Annotated in this window: 17 protein-coding genes; 2 read left to right on the top strand and 15 right to left on the bottom strand. The window is 59.6% G+C overall.

Features of this window, described 5'->3' with window-relative positions:
* Positions 1-143 precede the first annotated feature (143 nt).
* From ACP7AJ_RS09020 to ACP7AJ_RS09090, 15 genes are all read right to left on the bottom strand, one after another.
* Positions 144-1,244 (bottom strand): AIR synthase-related protein, encoded by a 1,101-nt coding sequence (locus tag ACP7AJ_RS09020; protein ID WP_426059864.1) that lies wholly within the window; start codon positions 1,242-1,244, stop codon positions 144-146.
* Between the two features lie 86 nt (positions 1,245-1,330).
* Positions 1,331-1,765: a hypothetical protein gene (locus ACP7AJ_RS09025; RefSeq protein WP_426059865.1), complete on the bottom strand. Its 435-nt coding sequence runs from the start codon at positions 1,763-1,765 to the stop codon at positions 1,331-1,333.
* Positions 1,766-1,779: 14 nt separating this feature from the next.
* Positions 1,780-3,282, bottom strand: coding sequence for an amidophosphoribosyltransferase (purF, locus tag ACP7AJ_RS09030; RefSeq protein WP_426059866.1), 1,503 nt, complete (start codon positions 3,280-3,282; stop codon positions 1,780-1,782).
* 120 nt (positions 3,283-3,402) lie between these two features.
* Positions 3,403-4,077: a phosphoribosylglycinamide formyltransferase gene (gene purN / locus ACP7AJ_RS09035; RefSeq protein ID WP_426059867.1), complete on the bottom strand. Its 675-nt coding sequence runs from the start codon at positions 4,075-4,077 to the stop codon at positions 3,403-3,405.
* A 15-nt stretch (positions 4,078-4,092) separates the two neighbouring features.
* Entirely contained in the window at positions 4,093-5,382 is a 1,290-nt protein-coding gene (gene purD / locus ACP7AJ_RS09040) for a phosphoribosylamine--glycine ligase (RefSeq protein ID WP_426059868.1), read from the bottom strand.
* A gap of 30 nt (positions 5,383-5,412) precedes the next feature.
* Positions 5,413-5,796, bottom strand: coding sequence for a nuclear transport factor 2 family protein (locus tag ACP7AJ_RS09045; protein WP_426059869.1), 384 nt, complete (start codon positions 5,794-5,796; stop codon positions 5,413-5,415).
* A 14-nt stretch (positions 5,797-5,810) separates the two neighbouring features.
* Positions 5,811-7,229: a phosphoribosylaminoimidazolesuccinocarboxamide synthase gene (locus ACP7AJ_RS09050; RefSeq protein WP_426059870.1), complete on the bottom strand. Its 1,419-nt coding sequence runs from the start codon at positions 7,227-7,229 to the stop codon at positions 5,811-5,813.
* Positions 7,230-7,247: 18 nt separating this feature from the next.
* On the bottom strand, positions 7,248-8,225 hold the full coding sequence (locus ACP7AJ_RS09055) for a phosphoribosylformylglycinamidine synthase subunit PurQ (protein ID WP_426059871.1): 978 nt from the start codon (positions 8,223-8,225) through the stop codon (positions 7,248-7,250).
* Positions 8,225-11,278 carry a phosphoribosylformylglycinamidine synthase subunit PurL gene (locus ACP7AJ_RS09060; RefSeq protein ID WP_426059872.1) on the bottom strand — a complete coding sequence of 1,018 codons (3,054 nt, stop codon included), beginning with the start codon at positions 11,276-11,278 and terminating at the stop codon, positions 8,225-8,227. Before ACP7AJ_RS09060 ends, ACP7AJ_RS09055 begins: the two co-directional genes overlap by 1 nt.
* 164 nt (positions 11,279-11,442) lie before the next feature.
* Complete coding sequence (pyrE, locus tag ACP7AJ_RS09065) at positions 11,443-12,069, bottom strand: orotate phosphoribosyltransferase (protein WP_426059873.1); 627 nt, start codon at positions 12,067-12,069, stop codon at positions 11,443-11,445.
* A gap of 51 nt (positions 12,070-12,120) precedes the next feature.
* Complete coding sequence (gene pyrF, locus ACP7AJ_RS09070; RefSeq protein WP_426059874.1) at positions 12,121-12,900, bottom strand: orotidine-5'-phosphate decarboxylase; 780 nt, start codon at positions 12,898-12,900, stop codon at positions 12,121-12,123.
* A 43-nt stretch (positions 12,901-12,943) separates the two neighbouring features.
* Positions 12,944-13,792, bottom strand: a complete 849-nt coding sequence (locus ACP7AJ_RS09075; protein ID WP_426059875.1) for a dihydroorotate dehydrogenase — start codon at positions 13,790-13,792, stop codon at positions 12,944-12,946.
* 113 nt (positions 13,793-13,905) lie between these two features.
* Positions 13,906-14,049, bottom strand: coding sequence for a hypothetical protein (locus ACP7AJ_RS09080; RefSeq protein ID WP_426059876.1), 144 nt, complete (start codon positions 14,047-14,049; stop codon positions 13,906-13,908).
* A complete protein-coding gene (locus tag ACP7AJ_RS09085; protein ID WP_426059877.1) occupies positions 14,039-14,362 on the bottom strand; it encodes a hypothetical protein in 324 nt (107 codons plus the stop codon). The genes ACP7AJ_RS09080 and ACP7AJ_RS09085 overlap by 11 nt, the downstream gene beginning before the upstream one ends.
* Positions 14,363-14,903: 541 nt before the next feature.
* Positions 14,904-15,785 (bottom strand): DNA/RNA non-specific endonuclease, encoded by an 882-nt coding sequence (locus ACP7AJ_RS09090; protein ID WP_426059878.1) that lies wholly within the window; start codon positions 15,783-15,785, stop codon positions 14,904-14,906.
* Positions 15,786-16,786: 1,001 nt separating this feature from the next.
* Here ACP7AJ_RS09090 and ACP7AJ_RS09095 point away from each other — a divergent pair.
* Both ACP7AJ_RS09095 and ACP7AJ_RS09100 read left to right on the top strand, forming a co-directional pair.
* The gene (locus ACP7AJ_RS09095) at positions 16,787-18,145 is read left to right on the top strand and encodes a sigma-54-dependent transcriptional regulator (RefSeq protein ID WP_426059879.1); all 1,359 of its coding nucleotides are present in this window, start codon (positions 16,787-16,789) and stop codon (positions 18,143-18,145) included.
* Between the two features lie 72 nt (positions 18,146-18,217).
* Positions 18,218-21,115, top strand: a complete 2,898-nt coding sequence (locus ACP7AJ_RS09100; RefSeq protein WP_426059880.1) for a PAS domain S-box protein — start codon at positions 18,218-18,220, stop codon at positions 21,113-21,115.

Genomic DNA, 21,115 nt, shown 5'->3' on the forward strand with positions numbered 1-21,115 from the left:
TCTCTACCGCAGTAGCAATCGATGCTGAAACAACGAAGTGGTAGAGATGCTTCGACAAGCTCAGCATGACGTTCTAATTAGATTCAGTGGATTACTAAACAGCTCACATCCATTGACAAGCAAGTGCTTACAAGCAATAGCACCTAGAAGGCGTACCGTAACTCCCCTGCGCCCACGCGCAACGTCACGCCGCTTTCAACTGTGAGGTAGCCTGCTACCTGCGCATCATACCCACTGGCTTGCAGCGAGGCCACCACCGCAGCGGCGGAAGATTCTTCCGTCACGAGAAGCATGCCGGTGCCCATATTCCAGTAGAGGTAGGCGGTTTCGGGGGGGAGGGCGCCGACTTCGCAGAGGCGCCGCATGGCGGGCAAGGGCTCAAATAGGTTATCAAGCATCGCGCCAAGGCCGTTTTTGAGGACGCGCTGGAAGTTGTCGGCCACGCCGCCACCGGTGATGTGGGCCACGCCATGCAGCGGCAGGCCGGCATCGAGCAGGGCGGCTACGCCGGGGGCGTAGATGAGCGAGGGCGCGAGCATGGCCTCGCCCCAGGTGGCGTATTGGTCGGCGTCGGTGCCGTCGTAGGGGGCTTCGTGCCAGTTTTCGCCGAAGAGGCGCTCCAAGGTTTTGCGGGCCAGGGAGTAGCCGTTGGAGCGGAACGAAGGCGAGCGCAGGGCCACCACCACGTGGCCGGCCTGGGCGGTTTTGCCACTCAGGGGCTGGACCAGGCTGGGGTGCAGCACACCGATGGCTGTGGAACACCAGTTGAAATTCATTTTGGCGCCGGGCCAGCCGCCAATGCGGTTGCCCAGCTCGGCGATTTCGCCACCGGTGATGGCCAGTTGAGCAAAGTTGGCGGCGTCGTGCAGGCCGCGCATCATCTCGTCCACCACGCCGTAGTCGAGGTGGTTCACGTCGATGATGTTGGAGAGGTTGGTGGGCACGAAACCGGCGGCAATGAGGTCGTCGGCCGTCATGGCGATGAGGTCGTAGCCAAGGGTGTCGTACTTGTTCAAGCGCTCGGCCACTTCGATTTTGGTGCCAATGCCGTCGGAGCTGATGCCGAGTCGCTCGGCTCCGAAGCGGATTTCATTGGAGAAGCCGCCGTCGAGGTCCTGGGCGGGTTCGCCGGGCTTGCCGCTGCGGTTGGCGAAGGTCTTCTTCGACCAGTTGTAGGCGTTGCGCGAGGCGGCGTTGCCTTCTTCGATGGAGTAGCCGGCGGGGTTGTTTTGGGTGTCGTTCATGCGGAGGGCCTCACCCCCAGCCCCTATCCGATTGAGACGGGAGCCGAAGCGGTGCGGGTGTTAAATTGATTTAACAGTTGATTGAATCAAGAATTGACTTGTGGTGATTCAGGTCTAATAGCAATGGCTTTAGGAACCCTATCGCGGTATATAAAACCACTTATGCTACCGTTATAGGTTTTTCCGTCGTACCGATTCTTTATGTATGGCCGCCCGCCATCACCGGGAGAGAATTCCGTCTTTAAATAGGCTTGCTCCTTATCATTTAATTCGCGCACAGCTCCATCAGATTCAACATATACAAATGGGAATCCCTGCTCTCTCCGCAATGGGACCAAGTACCTTAAATAACCGAACACTGCACCAACTACCGCTAGAACAATTATTATGGCAATTAAATAAAGTGATGCTGTTTTCAGGAATATGAATGGGTGTTCCAAACTAATAAATGCCCTGATAATAGCCATGCCAATAACCGATGCAAGCACATTACCAATGACCTTTTTCGCGAACCAGCCCATTACTAAAACCTAGCTTAATGCTCGGTGGGCTCGGGCGCTTTGGCGCTTACGGACAGGTTTTTCTTGCCTTTTTCGGGGCGGTGGCTGGCCCTCTCTTCCTGCACGTGGCGCAGATAGTGGGTTACGTCACCCGTTGGGTACTTGCCCGAGAAACAGGCAAAGCAGCTGCCGCCGTGGCCTTTTTCTTCGGAAAACAACTCTTGCAAGTCTTCTAAGTCTTGGTAGATAACCCGGTCGGCTTCGATGTAGTGGCAGATTTCCTCCTCGGTGTAGTTGGCCGCAATCAGCTCAGTACTCATGGCCATGTCGATGCCATAGATGCAGGGCGACACGATGGGCGGCGCGCTGGAGATGAAGTAAACCTCGGTAGCGCCGGCATCGCGCAGGAGGCGCACGATGCGGCGCGACGTGGTGCCACGCACAATGCTGTCGTCGACTACGGCCACTTTCTTGCCCTCTACAAACTCGCGGATGGGGTTGAGCTTCTTCTTCACCACGTCCTCGCGCCCCGCTTGGGTGGCCACAATGAACGAGCGGCCCATGTGGTTGTTTTTCACCAGAGCGCGGCGGTAGGGCACGCCAATGGCCTCGGCCAACCCAGAAGCGGCGAAGTAGCCCGATGAGGGCACATCAATTACCATGTCGGGCTTCAGGCCAGCGTCGGCTACTTTGCGGGCCAAGCGCTTGCCTAGGCGCACCCGCTCACGGGCCACCAGCCGGCCATGAATCGTGGAGTCTTCGCGCGCAAAATAAATTTGCTCGAAGGCGCAGAAGTTCTTCGGCAGCTCGTACGGGTTCTTGTAGTGAACCTGGTAGTTATTGTCGATGAATATGGCTTGGCCCGGACCAACATTCTCCACAAACTTAAAACCCAAGAAATCGAAGCAAGTGCTTTCCGAAGCAAAAGCATACACCGGCCCAGCAGACGTGTCACGCCGGCCCAGCACCAGCGGTCGGATGGCCAGCGGGTCGGTAAAGGCCAGCAGGCCGTGCCCTGCTATTAGCGTGATGGTAGCATAGGCACCCTCCACCAATTCCTGGGTGGTTTCCACAGCGTCGAAAATGTCGACTACCGAGAGGTGGTCGAGGTCTTTCACGCGCAGCTCCGAAGCGAAGGTGTACATGATAAGTTCGAGGTCGTTGGTGGTTTTGGGCAGCACGTGGTACTTCTCGTGCAGGCGCTTGGCCACGTCGCGGAAGTTGATGACGTTGCCGTTGTGCACCATGGCCAAGCCAAACGGGTAGCTCGTGGTGAAGGGCTGGGCGAGGTTTGAGTCGTTGGCGCCCTGCGTGGTGTAGCGCACGTGGCCGATGCCACTGTTGCCTTTCAGCTTCTTCAGGTGCTTCTTCTTAAACACGTCGTTGACCAGGCCCTGCCCCTTATGCAGGTGGAACGAGGTGCCGTCGAACGTGGCGATGCCGGCTGCGTCCTGCCCCCGGTGCTGCAGGGCGGTGAGGCCCACCACCATGTCGGCAACGACATCATCGGGGCCATGAAAACCTACTATTCCACACATATCTTTTTCCGATTACTTATTTCCAGAAGGAACGTCACGCTAAGCCTGCCGAAGCATCTCTATTGCGCAACTAATCCTGTTGATTGATTTACGATTGAGGTAGAGATGCTTCGGCTGAGCTCAGCATGAGGTTCTTTTTTGTAAGATTAATTCCGCCAGTGTTTGGGCATAAAGCCGGTGCTCAACGGCCAAGCCGCGGCGCTCGACTTCAGATAAAGTGTTGGCCCCGCGCAAATCCACGGGTTCCTGGGCGAGAATGGGGCCGGTGTCAAGGCCCTCATCTACAAGATGAACTGTAATTTTAGTTTCCTGCAGCTTGTTATCGAAGGCCCATTCATAAGCGTGCAGGCCCTGGTGTTGGTGAGTATCGGCGGGGTGAATATTGAGAATGCGCCCCGCAAACGGCTGAATGAAGGCCGGTGATAAGATGCGCATGTACCCCGCCAGCACCACAAAATCGGGCTGATACTGCTGCAGCAATGCGGCGGCTTCCGTATCAAAAGCTTCCCGCTTGCGGCCTTGGCTGGACAAGGAAGCTACTGGACAACCCTGGGCAGCGGCAAGTTCCAAACCGGGTGCATCGGGCTTATTGCTGAACACCACGGCCACTTCTGCCAAGTCTTTCAGAACCCCATGTTGGGTAGCCTGCACCAAGGAGAGCATGTTGGAGCCGCGGCCCGATATTAAAATGGCCAGGCGGGCCAACCTCCTCCCCCCAGCCCCCAGCCGGGCACGGCCCCTCTCCGCAGAAGGAGGAGTCTGGCGATTTTGCTCTTGGGGTTCAAAGGTGCTCATGGTCATTTCGTCGCTTCAATTTACGGCGCTTGCGCTTAACACCGGCGCCGGGCGTTGGGCAATGTCGGTGCGGAAATAGGCGTCTTGGAACGTGACCCTGGCGCAGGCCTCGTAGGCGCGGGCGGTGGCCGTTTCTAAATCGGGGCCGTGGGCGGTGAGCACGAGCACCCGGCCGCCGTTCGTTACCAACTGGCCCTCGTCGTCCAACTGGGTAGCGCCGTGGTAAGCACGGGTATGGGCCGGCAAGTCCTGCAAGCCAGTAATGGGAAAGCCTGTTGGGAATTTTGGCGCCGGGTAGCCACCAGAGGCCAGCACCACGCCCACAAAAGCACCCGGGCGCTGCCGCACGGTTTGCTTGGCCAGCGTGCCATCTAAGGTCGCTTCAATCAGGGTAAGCAGGCTGCTGTCCAGAGCGGGAAGCAATACTTCCGCTTCGGGGTCGCCGAGGCGCACGTTGTACTCCAGCAGCTTGGGGCCGCTGGGCGTGAGCATGATGCCGAAATACAGGAAGCCGTGAAACGCGAATTGCTCGTTTTGCAGTCCGCGCAGCGTCGGGTCCACAATGTCGCGGCGGATGGCGGCTAGCACGTTGTCGTTGGCGAAGGGCACGGGGCAGTAGGCGCCCATGCCGCCAGTGTTGGGCCCCTGGTCGCCGGCCAGCAGCTGCTTGTGGTCCTGCGAAGTGGCCAGCATCTTGATTTCGAGGCCATCGGTGAGGCCAATAATGCTGATTTCAGGACCGGTCAGCTTTTCTTCGAGCAGAAAGGAAAACCAACCCGTGAACTGCGTTTGCAGCTCGTTCAAGGCAGCTTCTGCTTCCTCAAGGGAGGAGCATACGTACACGCCTTTGCCAGCGGCGAGGCCATCGTACTTCACGACCACGTGCCCGCCCAGCTCGGCGGCTTTGGTGCGGGCGGCCTCAATGTTGTCGCTGCGGAACTGCCAGGCTTGCGCCGTGGCCACGCCGTGGCGGCGCATGAAATCCTTGCTCCACACCTTCGAGCTTTCCAGCCGGGCTGCAGCGCGCGTTGGGCCAAAAACCTTGATGTCGGACCCAGCAAAAAAGTCGGTGATGCCAGCGGCCAGCGGGGCCTCCGGCCCTACTACAATCAGCTTGGCATCGTGGGCTTGGGCGAAGGCCCGCACCGCCTCAAAATCGAGGGGATTGACGTCGGGGTGGCTATTGTGAATGCCGGCGTTGCCGGGCAGCACGTGCACCGTGGCCCCGTCGCGGGTCAGCTTTTCGGCTAGGGCGTGCTCGCGGGCTCCAGAGCCGAGGAGAAGAAGGGTTTTGGATTCAGTCAAGGGGATGGGAGCTTAAGCGGGCGATGGTTCTTAGCTAATGTCTTCGATGGAGATGATTTTGCCGTGTGCGAATCGGAAAACGGACTTGCCCTGCAAGTGCAGCGTGTCGCCAGTTTTTAAACCATTGGGGAAATCGACGGCCGCAACCGCACTATAGTCAACGGCTACTTCTGCCTTGTTGCCGGTTACCTGCCAGTCAATAATGCGCTGCTCCCGCTGGGAGAAATACTGGCTGGCCTCCTCGGCCTGGCGGCGAAATTCCTCTTTGCCGGTCGTGGTCAAGTTGACTTCGCCGTTGGAAATGTTCTTGAAAACTACCGCGTCGTGCAAAGGCACCAGCATCCTGCCTACATCAAAGCGGTTGTAGGCTTCGATGTAGGCAGTAACTAATTCCTTGAACGCGGCAAACTCCATCGATTTTTTGGTTTTTACAACACCCGAAACTCAGCGTCGGCCGCTCTTAGCTTGGCTTTGGTGGCTTTGATGTCCTGGCTCAGGCGCTCACGCAGGCGGGGCAGGTTCAGGGCGCGCAAAGCACCTTGAGCGGCATTGTCGGAGCGCACTACGGTGAGGTTGGGCGTGCCGCTGGGCATGATGACCGACGAGTTCAGGTTCATGGCCAGTTCGGCGTAGTCCTTATAGGGCGGGCAGCTAATGACGGGGACGTTCACGTTGGCCGCCAAGGCACCGCCGAGGCCATTGCTCAGGCCGGCCACGGCGATGATGACGCCAGGTTCCAGGCTGTTGTTCCAGACGTCTGCCATGCCGGCAATTTCCTCGCCGTTTTTGTAGGCCGAGGTCACGCGCAGCTGGGTGAAAACGTCATAGCCTTCGAACTGCTGGCGGATTTCTTCGCAGTGCTCTATGTCGGAGGGCGAGCCCATCACGATGTTCACCCAAGCGTCCTTCACCAAGCCGGCCTGTACCAGGTTGGCCAGCAAGCGGGCGCGGGCATCGTGGCGGCCGGAGCCGGGGGCATCGACTGCGGTGGTTTCAGCGGTGGGCAGGGCCTCGCCGGTGATGCGCTGGTAGATGTCGAGGTAGCGGCGGCTGGCTTCCTGAGCTACTTCCGGCGTGAGGGCGCGGGGGTACTGGCCGTCCTTTTTGTTGGCGATGAGCCATTGGCGGACGTACTCCTTGTCCATCTGCTCAGCCGTCTCAGGGTTACGGGTGTAGTCCTCGGCCGACCAGAAACGCGAAGAGTCCGGCGTGTGCATCTCGTCAATGAGAATCAGCTTGCCGTTGAGCAAGCCAAACTCATACTTGGTATCTACTAGAATAATGCCCTTTTCGGCCAACAGCTGCGAGCCCACGGCAAACAGCATCTGGGACTTCACGGCCATCTGGTCGTAGAGTTCCTTGGTCACCCAGCCTTCGCTCACCAGGTTTTCGGGAGTTATTTCGCGGTCCGATTCCTCCTTGGTGGTCGGCGTTACAATGGCATGCGGGAAGGACTCGTGCTTGGTCATGCCATCGGGCACCGTCACGCCCGAGAAGGTGCGCTGGCCGGCCTGGTAGCCGCGCCACATCGAGCCGGTCAGGTATTGCCGCACAACCATCTCCACTTTAATGGGCTCGGCCTCTTTCACCAGCATGGCGTTGGCATCCACGAGCTTGATAACGTGGTTGGGAATGATATGGGCCGTCTTCTCAAACCAGAAGTTCGCCAGACCGTTGAGCACCGCTCCTTTGTGGGGAATGGCCGTTTCCAGCACGCTATCGAAGGCGGAGAGGCGGTCCGTCACAATAATGAGACGGTCGCCACTGGGGGCACGGAGGCTGTCGCGAACCTTGCCGCGGTGCAGGAGGCGGAGTTGGGGGGAAGCGAAGTGGGTGAGCGTGTTCATTAGCAACTTTTAAGGAGACTAGTCCCGAGTGGCAAATTCCGCGGCGGGAGCGGCCGCGGTACGCGTGTGGGCAATGTGCTCCACGATGTTCTTGAAAATTTGAAGGCCCTCCCCTTCCTCGGAGGCGCCGGGGTTTTGGCGACGCCGCCGTGCCCAGTCGGGGTGGTTGTAGGCCGATAAAAACGCTTCTGGGTGCGGCATCAGGCCGAATACCTGGCCGGTGGGGTCGGTGAGGCCGGCGCAGTTCAGGGCGGCGCCGTTGGGGTTGAAGGGGTACACGCCGGTGCCGTCGCCGTTGGCGTCGAGGTAGCTCAGGCAGTTGAGGCCCGCGGCTTCGATGCGCTGCTGTACGGCGGCATCCGAAATCACGAGGCGGCCTTCGCCGTGGCGCACGGGCACTTCCATCTTGTCGATGCCTTTGAGGAAGGGTGTGTTGGACTTGGGGTTCACGCGCAGCGTCACCCACCGGTCTTCGTAGCGGCCGCTGGCGTTGTGGGTCAGCGTGACTTCGGGCGTCACCTCGCCGCTCAGGTTGGGCAGCAGGCCCAGCTTCACCAGCACCTGAAAGCCGTTGCAGATGCCCAGCACGAACTTGCCATCGGCGATAAATTGCTTGATGTCGTCGAGCAGCGTGCGGCCGTTGGCGCCGGTTTGGCGGTAGCGCAGCTTGTTGGCTAGCACCACGCCCGAGCCCAAGTCATCGCCGAAAGAGAAGCCACCAGGGAAGTTGAGCGTGTCGAAATCATGAATGCTCACCTGCCCATGCAACACCTGGTTGAGGTGCACAATGGTGGGTTCGGCGCCGGCCATGTGGTAAGCAGCAGCGAATTCCTCTTCGCAGTTAATGCCAAAACCGGTCAGAATCAGGGCCCGCACGGCACCAACCCGTTTGGGCTCGCCAGCTTGTGCCTCGTTTTGAACTTTATGTACTATCCGAGTGGCATCTTGTACCATCTCAAAAGGCTTTTGGGCCGGAGGAAATGAATCTTGTGCCATTATAGTGAAGTTGAATGTGAGATATTGGCCACGTCGCCCACGCCGAGCAGCTGATTTACAGCCCCGTTGGTCCATATACTCCGTAGCACATCAGAATCGGCCGAAATCACTTCCTGGCTGCCGTGGCAAACCACCAAGCGGGCCTCTTTGGTAACCACGCCGAGGCGAGTCGCCCGGTTGCCTAGTAGCTGCTCAAAGGCGACGACATCTTCAGGCGCCACCGTGGCGAGGAAGCGGGAGTGCGACTCCGAGAACAATTGCACTGGTAGCGCTAGACCCGTTTCAGGCAAGGCTATGCTGGCGCCGCAATTGTAGCCAAATGTGCATTCGGCCAGCGCCACGGCGAGGCCGCCGTCGCTCAAATCGTGGCAGGACTGAATCAGGCCTTGGTCGTTGGCCTGGCCCACTAGGGTATACAGCGCCTTGGCTTTTTCGAAATCAACTTTGGGCACATTGGCACCCAGTTGGCCGTGCAGCGCATAAAACTCGGACCCGCCTAGCTCGTCGTGGGTTTCGCCGAGCAGGTACACCACGTCGTCGGCCTGCTTGAAGTCCGAGGTTACGGCGCGGCGCACGTCCTCCATTTTGGCAGTCATGGAGTAGAGCACAGTGGGCGGCACCGAAATCTTCACACCATCGGCTTTGAAGTCGTTTTTCATGCTGTCCTTCCCGCTGGTGAGCGGGATGCAGTAGGCGGCCGTGGCGTCGCGCAGAGCTTCGCACATGCGCACCAGCTTGGCCAGCTTCTGTTTGCCGTCGGGGTTGCTGACGGGGTCATACACCGAATCGGGCACGCAGAAGTTGTCGTTCACTGACCAGAAAATTCCGTCGCCGGGCGTCAGGTTGGGGAGCTTCCCTCCCACTGCGATAATCTGGCGCACGGCCTCGTCAAACGCGCCGGCCGACATGTGGTAGGCGTCCAAGTCGCCGTAGCGCGGCAGGATGCCATTGCTCACGGCCACGCCCTCCCAGCTCTCAAAATTGAAGCGTACCACGGCAGCATCCTGCGGCGCCTGACCGGTCGCGCCCATCAGGGGCTTCACAATAGTGCGGCCCTTCACTTCGTGGTCGTACTGACGGATAACCGACTCGCGCGAGCAGATATTGAGGGAGCCTAGCAACTGGCCCAGCGTGGCCGTGTAGTCCGTAGCCGCCGGAATCTCCGGCTCGGCAGCGGCGGGCTTGGTCCACTCAGCTTCCAAGATTTTGCGCGGCACACCCTCGTGCAGGAATTCCATGTTCAGGCGGGCTACTGGCGCACCATCGAAGCGCACGTCTAGGAAACCGTCGGCAGTGAAGTGGCCGATATCAGTCAGCTCCACTTCCATTTCCTGGCCCAGAGCCAGCAGCTCGGCCATTTTGTTGGGCTCTACTACCAGTGTGAACCGTTCCTGTGATTCGCTCACGAAAATTTCCCAAGGCCGCAAGCCAGGGTACTTCAGCGGCACGCGCTCCAGTTCTACAACCGCGCCGCCCGAAATGCCCGCCAGCTCGCCCACGGACGACGAGAGGCCGCCCGCGCCGTTGTCGGTGCTGCACTTGAGCAGGCCGCGGCGCGAGGCCAGCATCAGGAAATCCATCGCCAGCTTCTGGGTGATGGGCGAGCCGATTTGCACGGCCGTCGCCGGGGCGGTTTCATCTAATTCAATGGAGGAAAACGTAGCGCCGTGGATGCCGTCCTTGCCCACCCGGCCACCGGCCATGATAATGCGGTCACCTGCATCAATGATTTTCTCCCAGGAGTCTTTGCCCGCGAACTGCATTGGCATCACGGCGCCGGTGCCACAGTACACCAGCGGCTTGCCGGCGTACCGGTCGTCGAACACAATGGCGCCGTTTACTGTGGGCACGCCCGACTTATTGCCGCCGTCCTCAATGCCCTTGCGCACGCCTTCCAGAATGCGGCGTGGGTGCAGCTGGCCAGTAAGCAGCGGCCCGTCATACTGCGGGTTGCCAAAGCAAAGCACGTTGGTATTGAACAGCAGCTGCGCACCGCCGATGCCCGTAGCCAAGGGGTCGCGGTTATTACCCAAAATACCCGTAATGGCCCCACCATACGGGTCAATGGCCGAGGGCGAATTGTGCGTTTCCACCTTCCACACGAAGAGCGAATTGGCGTTGATGCGCACGGCACCGGCGTTGTCCGAAAACACCTTTACCAGCCAGTCGTTGCCGTTGGCGCGGAGCTGGCGGTCTACTTCGGAGGTAGCGTCTTTAATGTATGTTTTGAAGAGCGAATCAACCTGCTTTTCCTCCCCCGTTCCCAGGTCTTTGTAGTTGATGAGGGCCGAAAACTCCTTGTGCTTGCAGTGCTCCGACCAGGTTTGGGCGATGATTTCCAGCTCGCAGTCTGTGGGGTCAGCGGGCAGGCCGGCGGCCTGACGCTCGGCCTGGGTTTCGGGGGCAGCGAAGTAGTCGCGCACAGCCCGCATTTCTTCCAGGTTCAGCGCGTAGATATTGTCCTTCGACAGCTGCACCAGCTCGGCGTCGCTGCGGTCGGTCAGCTTGATAATTTCGGTAATGGCCTCGGCGCCGCCACCAGGCCGGGGCGTGTAGTCGCGGATGCCATCGGCTACGCGGCCTACCTCGAGCCAGTTGATGAGTTTATTACCCAGCAGCTCTTCCGCAATGCGACGCAGGTCGTCGGCGGGCAGGTCGTTTTCGAGCAGGTAAAGGCGTTTGCTGAAGATGTGCTGGGTATGCGTATCCAGCGGCTCATTCAGGAGGTCGGCCAAGGCGTTTTGGGCGGAAGTGCCTTCGTCGTCGGTCACGCCGGGGCGGCGCGCTACCAAGATGTAAGTGGCGAATCCTTCAGCGGCGATTAGCTCATTCAGGCGCACGTCGTGCAGCACCGGGTCGGCGAGGCAGCGGGAGGCGAAATCACTCAGCTGCGTTTCACTGAGCGGGTAGCGCACCGTGTAGAGGGCGGCGCTGCGCACGCGGCCCGTGGTCAGGCCCAGGTGGCGAGTGGCAGCTTCGGCTACGCGCTGGCCGTCGCCATCGTGTTGGCCGGGTTTCAGCGTGAGCTGGATGGTGTGGGTGGTATCGGACATTATTTAAATAGGCAACGAAACAATCCAGCACGTCATGCTGAGCTTGTCGAAGCATCTCTACCGCTTCGTTGCATTAGGTATTGATTACTCTCGTGGCAGAGATGCTTCGACAAGCTCAGCATGACGACCTTTTCCTTTTCTAAACAAACGCTAACACACAGCGCCTAAAACGCTTTTTCTGGACGACTGCCAGGCTTTACTACCGGCTCGCCCGCCGCGCAGAGCGGACAGGCCTCCGGTGCAAAGGTCGCTGCTGATACTGAAAGCAGCGCGAAATGCGGGAAATCAAGTCCTCCCTTTCCGCCGGTGCGGTCAATCAGAGAAGCCACGGCCAGCACTTCGGCGCCTAGTGCGCGCAGCAGTTTAGCGACTTCCAGGGTGCTTTTGCCGGTGGTCACCACGTCTTCGGCGATGATGATTTTTTCGCCCGGCGTCACCGTGAAACCGCGGCGTAGGGTCATCTGCCCATCGGCGTCGCGCTCCGTGAAAATGCCTGGCACACCCAGCTGCCGGGCCAGCTCGTAGCCTATCACCACGCCGCCCATGGCGGGGCCTACCACCACATCAGCCTGCAATCCAGCTTCCCGAATTTGGATAGCTAGCGCGGCCGCAGCTGGCGCGGCCAAATCGGGCCGGCGCAGGAAACGGGCGCACTGCACGTAGGTATCGGAGTGCAGCCCCGACGACAGCCGAAAGTGCCCGCGCAGCAGCGCATCTTCCTGCACCAGTTGCTGCTCCAGCAAGCCAGCTGCGAGAACGGTGGAAGTATCAATATTAGGCAGTGAATTCATTTCTTGCAGATAATATCTATGCAAAAAGCCGCAGTAAAGCGGCTTTTTAGGTTAGGCGTGGTCCGGGCTTGCTACGGTCCGGAATTGGTTGATTTGCTCCATCAATTCGCGGGCGGCGGCTCCGGCGTTTTTGGCCTGCCAGATACTCCGTGAGGAATTTATCAACAGGCCGCTACCATCGGTGCGGAGGCCGGCGCGCAACGTGGCCGACAAGTCGCCGCCCTGCGCCCCAATGCCGGGCACTAGGAACCACTGCTCCGGGCAGGCGGCCCGCACTTTGGCCACGGTTTCTGGCTCCGAGGCGCCCACCACCAAGCCGATGGTCGAGTCGGCCAGCTCCTCGTCCATCAGACGGGCCAGGCGGGCAGCCCAGTCGCTGATGGAGCCGCCACGGGTCATGGCGGCGTCTTGCAGGCCATGCTGCGGCTTATTGGACGTTTTGGCCAGGGAAAACACCATCTTGCCGGGACGAGCAAAGGGCCGGATGGTGTCGTCGCCCATGTAGGGGTTCACCGTCACGGCATCGGCTCCGATGATGTCGTAGGCGAAGCTGGCGTAATGCTCCGCGGTGCTGGAGATGTCGCCGAATTTGCCATCCAGAATCACAGGGATTTCGGATGGGATGCGGCGCACGGTTTTTTCAAGTAAGGCAACTCCGTTTTCGCGGCTCAGAAAGAAGGCAAGGTTAGGTTTAAAAGCGGCGGCATAGTCCGAAGTTTCGGTTACTACTTCGTGCAGGCGCCGGATGACGGTCGCATCATCGCCCGTGGGGTCGAGTCCCACGCAGAGCAGGGAATTGAGCGTTTTAACGCGGGTGAGGAGCTTTTGCATCGGGACAGCGGGAATTGTGGATGAAAAAGAAATACGAATTGGGTTAACGGGTCACGGTTGCTTTACGGGCGACTTCCGAAGCCAACCGAGCAGAGAGGCCCGGCGACAACCATTCGCCACTGGCTACCTGCACCGCATTGGCTCCCACGCGGAGGTAGTCTTCCACGTCGCTGAGCGTGAAAATACCGCCCGTTCCGAAGATGGGCAACTGCAGCTTCTCGTCGTTGGCCAGCTCCCACACGCAGCGTAGGGCCAGCGGCCGCAGGGCTTCACCGGAAAGGCCGCCTACCAGCGGGGCATCGGCGGCGTTGGCAGGCAGGTGCAGCACTTTCAGGGTATTGGTGGCGGCCAGCGCGGTGGCACCGCCTTCCTGCGCGCCCAGGGCCAGGCCCCGGATGTGGTCGGGCCACGGTGGCAGCTTTACAATGACGGCCGCGTCGTCACGCAATTCGGTGCGCACGGCTTCGGTGGCTTCGCGCACGTGGCGGGCCGTTATGTCGGGCCCCGCGCCGGAATTCGGGGCCGTGATGTACACTTCTAAACCGGCCAATTGGTCGCCGGCCTCGCGCTGCAGGTAGCGCGCTATTTTGCGGAAGCCCGGCACACCGGGCGCCGTGATGCTAACAAATACCGGCACGCCGAAACGGCGCAGGCGCGGCAGGTGCTCCTGCACCAGCAGCTCGGCCCCTTCGGTGCGAAGGTCGGTGCGGTTGAGCAGGGTTTGGTCGGCTACTTGCAGTATGCCTTCGTCGCCGGGCAGGCCGGCACGGGGCTCCATGGTCACGGTTTTGGTAAAAATCGCGCCCAGGTGCTCGTAGCCAGGCCCGTCGAGCTCCCAAGGAGCCGTGGCCAAACACACGGAGTTCTGTAACGTAATGGCGCCGAGTTTCATAGGTTTTGCTTGAGTAAAAGAAACGAACTTCCCCCGTTGGCCGGAACCAACGGGGGGTGACGTTCGGCTGGCGAACCAGCTATTGGCTACTTAAATTACGTTATCGCGGTTAATCAGGAAAGGCACGCACTCGCACATGTCCGTCTGGCCGAGGATAACTGGGCAACGCGGGCCATGCCCACGCCAGCACCCGAGTGCAGCTGCACGTCGTGCTCCTCGTGGAAGCCGAGGTACCACTCGAAGTCTTCAATTTTCATGCCCTGGCGGATGAGTCCTTCTAGTATCGAGCTGGGTCGACTGGGGCAGGAACATCATCTTGCCGTCGTACCAGTCCAGAGTGAACAGGGTGTCGGTGTTCTCGCAAGCGCCGGTCACGCCCACAATGTGGGGCATGTTGTGAACGGTCACGAACCCTTCCTGCTCACAATACTTGCGGGCGCCGCGCATCATGGCGTCCCAGACTTTGATTACCGCCATGCGCTTGGGGTCGGTGCTCAGGTTGCGGTTGCCGGCGTGAGCCGAGGGGAGGGTGGCAACCGCCACTTTGGGAACGAGGGTGTTGGTGTCCATTTTTCTTTTGTGTGGGCGCTAAAAGAGAGTTGAGATTAGCTGGGGCAGCTGAACCGATTGGACATAAAAAAACCGTTTCGAATCACGAAACGGCAGCGGGGCAGCAACCAGAAAAAACAAACTGAAAAACGGAAAAACCCACGGAGAACAAGACCTTTTGGTCTCGCTGCGGAGCGTTCGTAAGCGTCCCGCACTTCATCAACTGGTGTTTGGATTGAAGCACGATGCAAAATTACGAAATCATTTCGCCGGGCAAATCCAGGGTAATGTTAACTTTTTATTGAGCCTTTTTTTTCAAATTTTTTTCGCGCTTCATTTTCTGCGAATCGGAAGAGATAGTCGGGATTTTCAGCAGGTATCGTGCTGTAAATCTTTTTATAACAAAATTTAATACTTGCGCTGCATTTGGGTAAAGCCGTAACTTTGACTCTTTATTTCGAGATAAAAAGCCCTTAGGCTTTCGGACACAAAAAAGCCCGTGGTACTCGCTTGAGTACCACGGGCTTTTTCAATTACAACGGCGTACGCCGCCGGGGTTGGCTCAGCTGGTAGGGCCGGTATCCACTTTGGCTTCAATGACGTCTTGCACGGCGATTGATACGGCCGACATGATGTTGTAGCCCGTGGCCGACTCAATCGAATTGACCGTGCAGCGGTAGGTGCCCCAGTCCGTGTTAATGGACTGGGAGTTGGGCATGTTCACAGCAATGATGCGGGTGCTAGTGCTCACTCGGCCGGCATCGCTGCTGCCTTCGGGAAGTACCACGATGACTTTCCAGGTGCGGGCGGGTACGGTCACGCGGCCGGCGTCGATGGTGGTGGCGTAGCCGTTAAGGCCATCGCCACCCTTGCCGTAGCTCCCGCAGATGATGTAGAGCTCCTTGCCCTCGCTCACTAGCTTGCGGCTGTAGTTCTCCAAGTTCGCCCAGGTTCTCTGGTTGTTGTTGGCGGCCTGAGGAATCATGTTGGTCATGAGGAACGTGGCCGAGTTGTCGGTGGTGGAACCGGTGCGGTCAGCGCTGGGGCACATGTGGCCGCGGTCGAAGCCTGAGCCGCTGTAGCTGCTACCGCCCACGCGGTACCAGCCGCTGGGCAGGGTGGCGTCAGCGCGGAAATCGTCCTGGCGCGGGGTGCTGCCCAGCCAAGCGCTGCTCAGGTGCCAGCTCACCCAGTTGGGCGTGCCGCGGTCGCGGTGATACGACATGGCATACTGGCTTTTCTGCATCAGGTAGTTCCAGTAGTAGTATGAATCGGCCACGGCGCCGCTAGGGTTGCCCATGGCCAGGTGGTTGTCGCGGGTGGCATCCTGAGATACCACAGCTGCGATGGGTACGGCGGTGGGGGTTAATTCCTGTTTTGAACACGAGGTGGCTATGGCCACGAGCAGCATCATGCTGCTGATTCGAGTAATAGCAAGCTTCATAGATGAATGGAACAGGAAAAAGTGGGGATGAATGGTGCCGACAAATTTCCTTGGCAGGAGTTGCCTCACCAATATGGCGTTGTTACGCAAATATTATTATAATTCTTGTTAAAATATCCGTATTAAATTGTATGTTTTCAAATAAAACAGGTTGAATAATTAAAAATTAATATGATTAGTCCTTGTGCTGTTGACCTTAATTTCCATTCTTTTCACGCCTTATCGTTGTATTGCCTACCCGGTGTCAGCATCGCAAACGAAAGCCCTGCTGGCAATGCCAGCGGGGCTTTCGTTTGCAGAAAAGTAAAGGTGACCAAGTGGTTTCCGAATTACCAGGCGCGAAGCAGTAGCAGCCAATAGCGCACCACCGCTACTACCCACGAAAAGACTTGGGTTCTGTCTACATCAACTTGACAGAGGCGATAGTAGAGTACGGCCATGCCCTGGGTTCCGGCGTAGCGTGTAGGTTTTGGCGCTGGAGGTGTTGACGGCGGCCTGCACCTTGCCCACGGCTCGAAACACCGCATCGCGGCCGGTAAAGCGCTCCACCACAAAGGCTGCCCGAAAACAGGCCAACCGTGAGCAAACAAATCCAAAACCCAGCAAAGGCGAGCAGCAAATAGTAGAAGCTTGCATGGCGAACAAAAAATATTTGGGTTTTAGGCGAAGCTTCTTGCCCAGGCATGCAATTCCGCGGCCATCCCGTGTCTCTTTGCTTCGGCAGTTAAGAACCAGGAACATAAGAATCGATGGTTATCGACGAGTTATCCCATTTTGAGAATTTATTCTAAAAACTAGAATCACATAGAAAACATGGTTAAACCCCAGCATTGGCGAGTCGCGTATATGCTCTGTTTCACCCTCGTTTTAGACAAAAACAGGGTTACCCGTCTATTTTTGTAATATAATATTCCCAATGGCGACCGAGTGTTAAGGTTCAGCTTAGACTGCCATTACTTGATTATTTATTGAGAAGAAGCTTCTACCCGAGTGTATCTACCATGACAGCTGTTCTACCTTTTAAAATCTTTGTAGTTGAAGACAACGCGTGGTATGGGGAATTGCTAGCACACCGTTTAGGCCAGAACCCCGGCCACAGCGTGCAGCGTTTTTCCACCGCCCGCGCCTGTCTCGACCAGCTAAGCGAGCAACCCGATTTTATCACGCTCGATTATTCGCTGCCCGACGCCAAAGGCGAGCAGGTGCTACAGCGGATTCGTGAGCGGCTGCCCAACGCCGAGGTTATTGTGATATCGGGCCAGGAAGACGTGAGCACCGCCGTGAGCATGCTGCGCCAGGGCGCCTACGACTACTTGGTGAAGGACGAACACACGCTAGACCGGCTGTGGAATATAGTGGGCAAGGTGGAGCAGCAAGTGCGCCTGCGCCACGACAACAACCAGCTGCGCAAACACATCGGCACCCGCCTTGGCCGCGAGCAGGCTATTTTGGGCGAGCACCCTTCTGTGCAGCTGGTGCACACGCTCATTGCCAAAGCGGCCCGCGCCACCATCACGGTGAGCGTGAGCGGCGAAATTGGCACTGGCAAAGAACTGGTGGCCAAAGCCATTCATTACCAGTCAAGCCGGGCGGCCCAGCCGTTTGTAGCTGTCAACATGGCTGCCATCCCACGCAAACTGGTGGAGAGCGAGCTGTTCGGGCACGAAAAGGGGGCTTTCACCGGGGCCAGTGCACGCCGGGTGGGCCGGCTAGAGGAAGCCAACGGCGGTACGCTGTTTCTGAATGAAATCGCTGACCTCGGCCCAAGCCTGCAAGCCAAGCTGCTGCGCGTGCTGCAGGAACGTGAGGTGACGCGCGTAGGGGGCACCCAGGCCGTGGAATTTGATGTGCGCCTGATTGTGGCCACCCACCGCGACCTGCTGGCCGAAGTGGAGGCCGGCCGTTTCCGCGAAGACCTGTACTACCGCCTGCTGGGCCTCCCCATTGTGCTGCCGCCGCTACGCCAGCGCGGCAACGACGTCTTGCTGCTGGCCAGGGCGTTTGTGCACAACTTTTGTATCCTCAACAACCTGCCGCTGCGCCAGCTCACTGATGACGCCTGCGCCCGGCTCCTAGCCCATCCTTTTCCGGGCAACGTGCGCGAATTGAAAGCCGTGGTGGAGCTGGCCACTGTGCTGGCCGACGGCGAGCAGATTCAGGCCGAAGACCTGCCGCTACGTGCGGGACGGGCCGAGAGGGACTCCACCCGCCAGCTTTCGCTGCGCGACCAAACCACGGCCATCGTGCAAAGCTGCCTCGACGAAATGGGAGGCGATGTGCTGGCCGTGGCGGCGCGGCTCCGCATTGGCAAGTCCACGGTGTATCGCATGATACAGCAACGGGAAGTACACATCGGCTAACATCAGAACTGTATGACTGCTACAGTGTTTATTTGTTACTAGCACTTCTCTTCTACCGCCTCGCTTCCCTTCATGATGCGCTCTTCTCGTTTTCCCCGCCTGGCTCGCCGGGCGGCCGTGCCGGCTGTACGCCGGGTGGCCGAACGAGCGGCCCGCCAAGCGCATGCCCACCCCCACCCCTCGCCGGAGAGTACCGCGCCGCCACCGGAACATGGCTTGGCCGACAAGGTGCCCCTAATCTTGTTCAGCTACAACCTGCGCCACCGCCAGTTGGTGCAGTGCAACCAACACTGCCAGAGCGTGCTGGGCTACAGCAGCCAGGAACTCTTGGCCATGGGCGCGTCGCTCGGCTGCCTGCTGCACCCCGACTCCCGGCAGCAGCTCCACCGCAACGATCTGGAAGAACTGTTGGCGGGCGGGCAGGGCCTAAGCTGGGACTGTCGCCTGCGCCACCGCGACGGCAGCTGGCGGTGGCTGCGCATTCGCCTGCGGGCCAGCGCGCACACCCCCACTGGGCAGGTGCTGGAAATACTGGGCAGTGCCGAGGACGTGACGCGACACCGCGCCGCCGTGGAGGAGCTGCGCCAAAGCCGGCACCTGCTGCGGCAGGTGCTCGACCTAGTGCCAAACCTCATTTTCATTTACGACCTGGGCCAAAAGCGCAACACTTACTCGAACCGTCACAGCGAGCAGGTGCTGGGCTATACCAGCGATGAGCTGCTAGCTTACGCTGAGAACTCCCTCCTGCCCAACCTCGTGCCGGCTCCTGCCTTGGAGCAGCTGCGCGAGCATTTCGACCGGGTGGCCCAACTGCCCGACGGCGAAACGCTGACGCTGGAATTTAGTGTGCGCCACCGCGACGGCAGCCTGCGCTGGCTGCGCAGCACGCACACCCCATTTGCCCGCAACGCCAAGGGACAGGTGAGCAGCATTATTGGCGTCGCCGAAAACATCACCGAGCGGCGCGTGTCGGAGGAGCGCAGCCAAGCGGCCACGGCGCACTTGGCCGAGCAGCACCGCCTATTCCGGCAGGTGATTGATGCGCTGCCGCACCCCATCTACTTGAAAGATGACCAGGGCAACTATTTATTGGCGAACAAGGCCGTGGCGGCCCTGTTTGGCCTGACGCCCGAAGAGCTGGTGCATTACGGCACCAGCCGCCCCCCCGCCCTGACCACTGCCGAAACTGACCACTACCGGGCCCAGGACCAGCAAGTGCTGACCACCGGGCAGGATTTGACCCTGCAGGAGACCCACACTTACCCCGGCGGCCAGGTGGCCTGGTTCAGCAGCGTGAAGCGGCTTTTTGTGCGGGCCGACGGCACGGCCCAGGTGCTGGGCATCGACAGCAACATTACCGAGCTTAAACAAACCCAGCAGGCTCTGGAAGCCGCCATTGCCGCGGCCGAGGTCGACGCGCAGGCCAAGCAGGACTTCTTGGCCAACATGAGCCACGAAATCCGCACGCCGCTGCACGGCATTCTGGGATTGACCGGGGTGCTGTCGAAAACCACGCTCAGCCGCAGCCAGCACGACTACCTGCGCCTGCTGGGCGAGTCGGCCGACCACCTGCTCATGGTGCTCAACGATGTGCTGACCACGGCCCGCCTCGGCGCCGGCAAGCTGAGCTCCGAAACCTCGCCCTTCGACCCCGCCGAGTTGCTCAGGGGCTGCGCAGCCCTGCTGCGGCCCCGCGCCCGCGAAAAAGGCCTGCGCCTGCGCCTAGTCAAGCCCGCCATGCTGCCCCTGGTGCTCGGCGATGCCCACCGTCTGCGCCAGGTATTGCTCAACTTGGTCAGCAACGCCATCAAGTTCACCGAAACCGGCCAGGTGATGCTGCGCTGCCGGACGGTAGCAGCGCCGCATTCCCAGACCGAGCCGCCGGGCACGGTGTGGCTGCAGTTTACCGTGGCCGATACCGGCGTGGGCATGACGCCGGCCACCCTCGAGAAAGTGTTTGAGCCGTTTGCGCAGGCCGCAGCCAGTACCGACCGCGAATACGGCGGCACGGGCCTAGGCCTGAGCATTTCAGAGGGCCTTGTCCGGCTGATGGGCGGCGTGCTGCTAGTGAGCAGTGAAATAGGGCAAGGCAGCACGTTTGCCTTCACCCTGGCTTTCCCGCCCGTGCCGGCTGCCGTTTCTCCTTACTCCCTGAGCACACCCAATGCCCACGTGGACGTCACCGGTGGGCGCATTCTGCTGGTCGAAGACAATCTGGTGAATAGCCTGTTGGCCGAAACCGTGCTGCGCAACTGGGGCTGGCAGGTAACCACGGCCGCCAATGGCCCGGCCGCCATTCAGCTCTTTGAGCACCGTCCGTTCGACCTAGTACTCATGGACATCCAGATGCCCGGCATGGACGGCGAAACGGCTGCCCGCTTCCTGCGCGAGCACCCCGAGCCCATTCGGGCCTCTACCCCCATCATTGCCCTCACCGCCCGCGCCCAGACCGGAGAAGCCGAGCGGCTGCAAGCAGCCGGTTTTGACGGCTATCTTGCCAAACCCTACCGCGAACAACAGCTGCTTGACACCATGCAGGATGTCCTGACCCGCCAGCAGGTGCTTGCCGAACCCACGCTCCCTTATTCTACCCCGCTTACCATGCCTTCTGTCAAACCCCTCTACGACCTAAGCAACGTGCGCCAACTGGTGCGGCAAGACGAAAAAATTGTGCGCCGCCTGGCCTGGGCTTTTATCGAAACCACGCCCGCTATTCTAACTGCCCTGGACGAAGCCCTAACCCGTGGCAACTGGGAGGAAGTAGGTGATGCCGCCCACCACCTCAAAAGCTCCCTCGATGGGCTGGGCGTCGAGAGCCTGCGCCTCGTTATCCGCGAAATTGAGAGCTACGGCGCCACGCCCCCCACGCCCAGCCACGCGGCCCAGCAAGTAGCCCTGGTGCGTGCCACGACCGAACAGGTAATGGCCGACCTGCGCACCGAATTCCCCGAACAGCAGCAACAGCAGTAG

It is taken from the genome of Hymenobacter sp. B1770 (assembly GCF_049896385.1).
Taxonomy (GTDB): Bacteria; Bacteroidota; Bacteroidia; order Cytophagales; family Hymenobacteraceae; genus Hymenobacter.

Excerpts from the sequence above, each read along its gene's own strand:
- ACP7AJ_RS09045 (WP_426059869.1), bottom strand. The coding sequence starts at position 5,796 with ATGGAGTTTGCCGCGTTCAAGGAATTAGTTACTGCCTACATCGAAGCC.
- ACP7AJ_RS09080 (WP_426059876.1), bottom strand. The coding sequence starts at position 14,049 with ATGAAAATTGAAGACTTCGAGTGGTACCTCGGCTTCCACGAGGAGCAC.
- purN (WP_426059867.1), bottom strand. The coding sequence starts at position 4,077 with ATGAGCACCTTTGAACCCCAAGAGCAAAATCGCCAGACTCCTCCTTCT.
- ACP7AJ_RS09060 (WP_426059872.1), bottom strand. The coding sequence starts at position 11,278 with ATGTCCGATACCACCCACACCATCCAGCTCACGCTGAAACCCGGCCAA.
- pyrF (WP_426059874.1), bottom strand. The coding sequence starts at position 12,900 with ATGCAAAAGCTCCTCACCCGCGTTAAAACGCTCAATTCCCTGCTCTGC.
- ACP7AJ_RS09075 (WP_426059875.1), bottom strand. The coding sequence starts at position 13,792 with ATGAAACTCGGCGCCATTACGTTACAGAACTCCGTGTGTTTGGCCACG.
- ACP7AJ_RS09025 (WP_426059865.1), bottom strand. The coding sequence starts at position 1,765 with ATGGGCTGGTTCGCGAAAAAGGTCATTGGTAATGTGCTTGCATCGGTT.
- ACP7AJ_RS09100 (WP_426059880.1), top strand. The coding sequence starts at position 18,218 with ATGATGCGCTCTTCTCGTTTTCCCCGCCTGGCTCGCCGGGCGGCCGTG.
- ACP7AJ_RS09020 (WP_426059864.1), bottom strand. The coding sequence starts at position 1,244 with ATGAACGACACCCAAAACAACCCCGCCGGCTACTCCATCGAAGAAGGC.
- ACP7AJ_RS09095 (WP_426059879.1), top strand. The coding sequence starts at position 16,787 with ATGACAGCTGTTCTACCTTTTAAAATCTTTGTAGTTGAAGACAACGCG.
- purF (WP_426059866.1), bottom strand. The coding sequence starts at position 3,282 with ATGTGTGGAATAGTAGGTTTTCATGGCCCCGATGATGTCGTTGCCGAC.
- ACP7AJ_RS09050 (WP_426059870.1), bottom strand. The coding sequence starts at position 7,229 with ATGAACACGCTCACCCACTTCGCTTCCCCCCAACTCCGCCTCCTGCAC.
- ACP7AJ_RS09090 (WP_426059878.1), bottom strand. The coding sequence starts at position 15,785 with ATGAAGCTTGCTATTACTCGAATCAGCAGCATGATGCTGCTCGTGGCC.
- ACP7AJ_RS09085 (WP_426059877.1), bottom strand. The coding sequence starts at position 14,362 with ATGGACACCAACACCCTCGTTCCCAAAGTGGCGGTTGCCACCCTCCCC.
- ACP7AJ_RS09055 (WP_426059871.1), bottom strand. The coding sequence starts at position 8,225 with ATGGCACAAGATTCATTTCCTCCGGCCCAAAAGCCTTTTGAGATGGTA.
- pyrE (WP_426059873.1), bottom strand. The coding sequence starts at position 12,069 with ATGAATTCACTGCCTAATATTGATACTTCCACCGTTCTCGCAGCTGGC.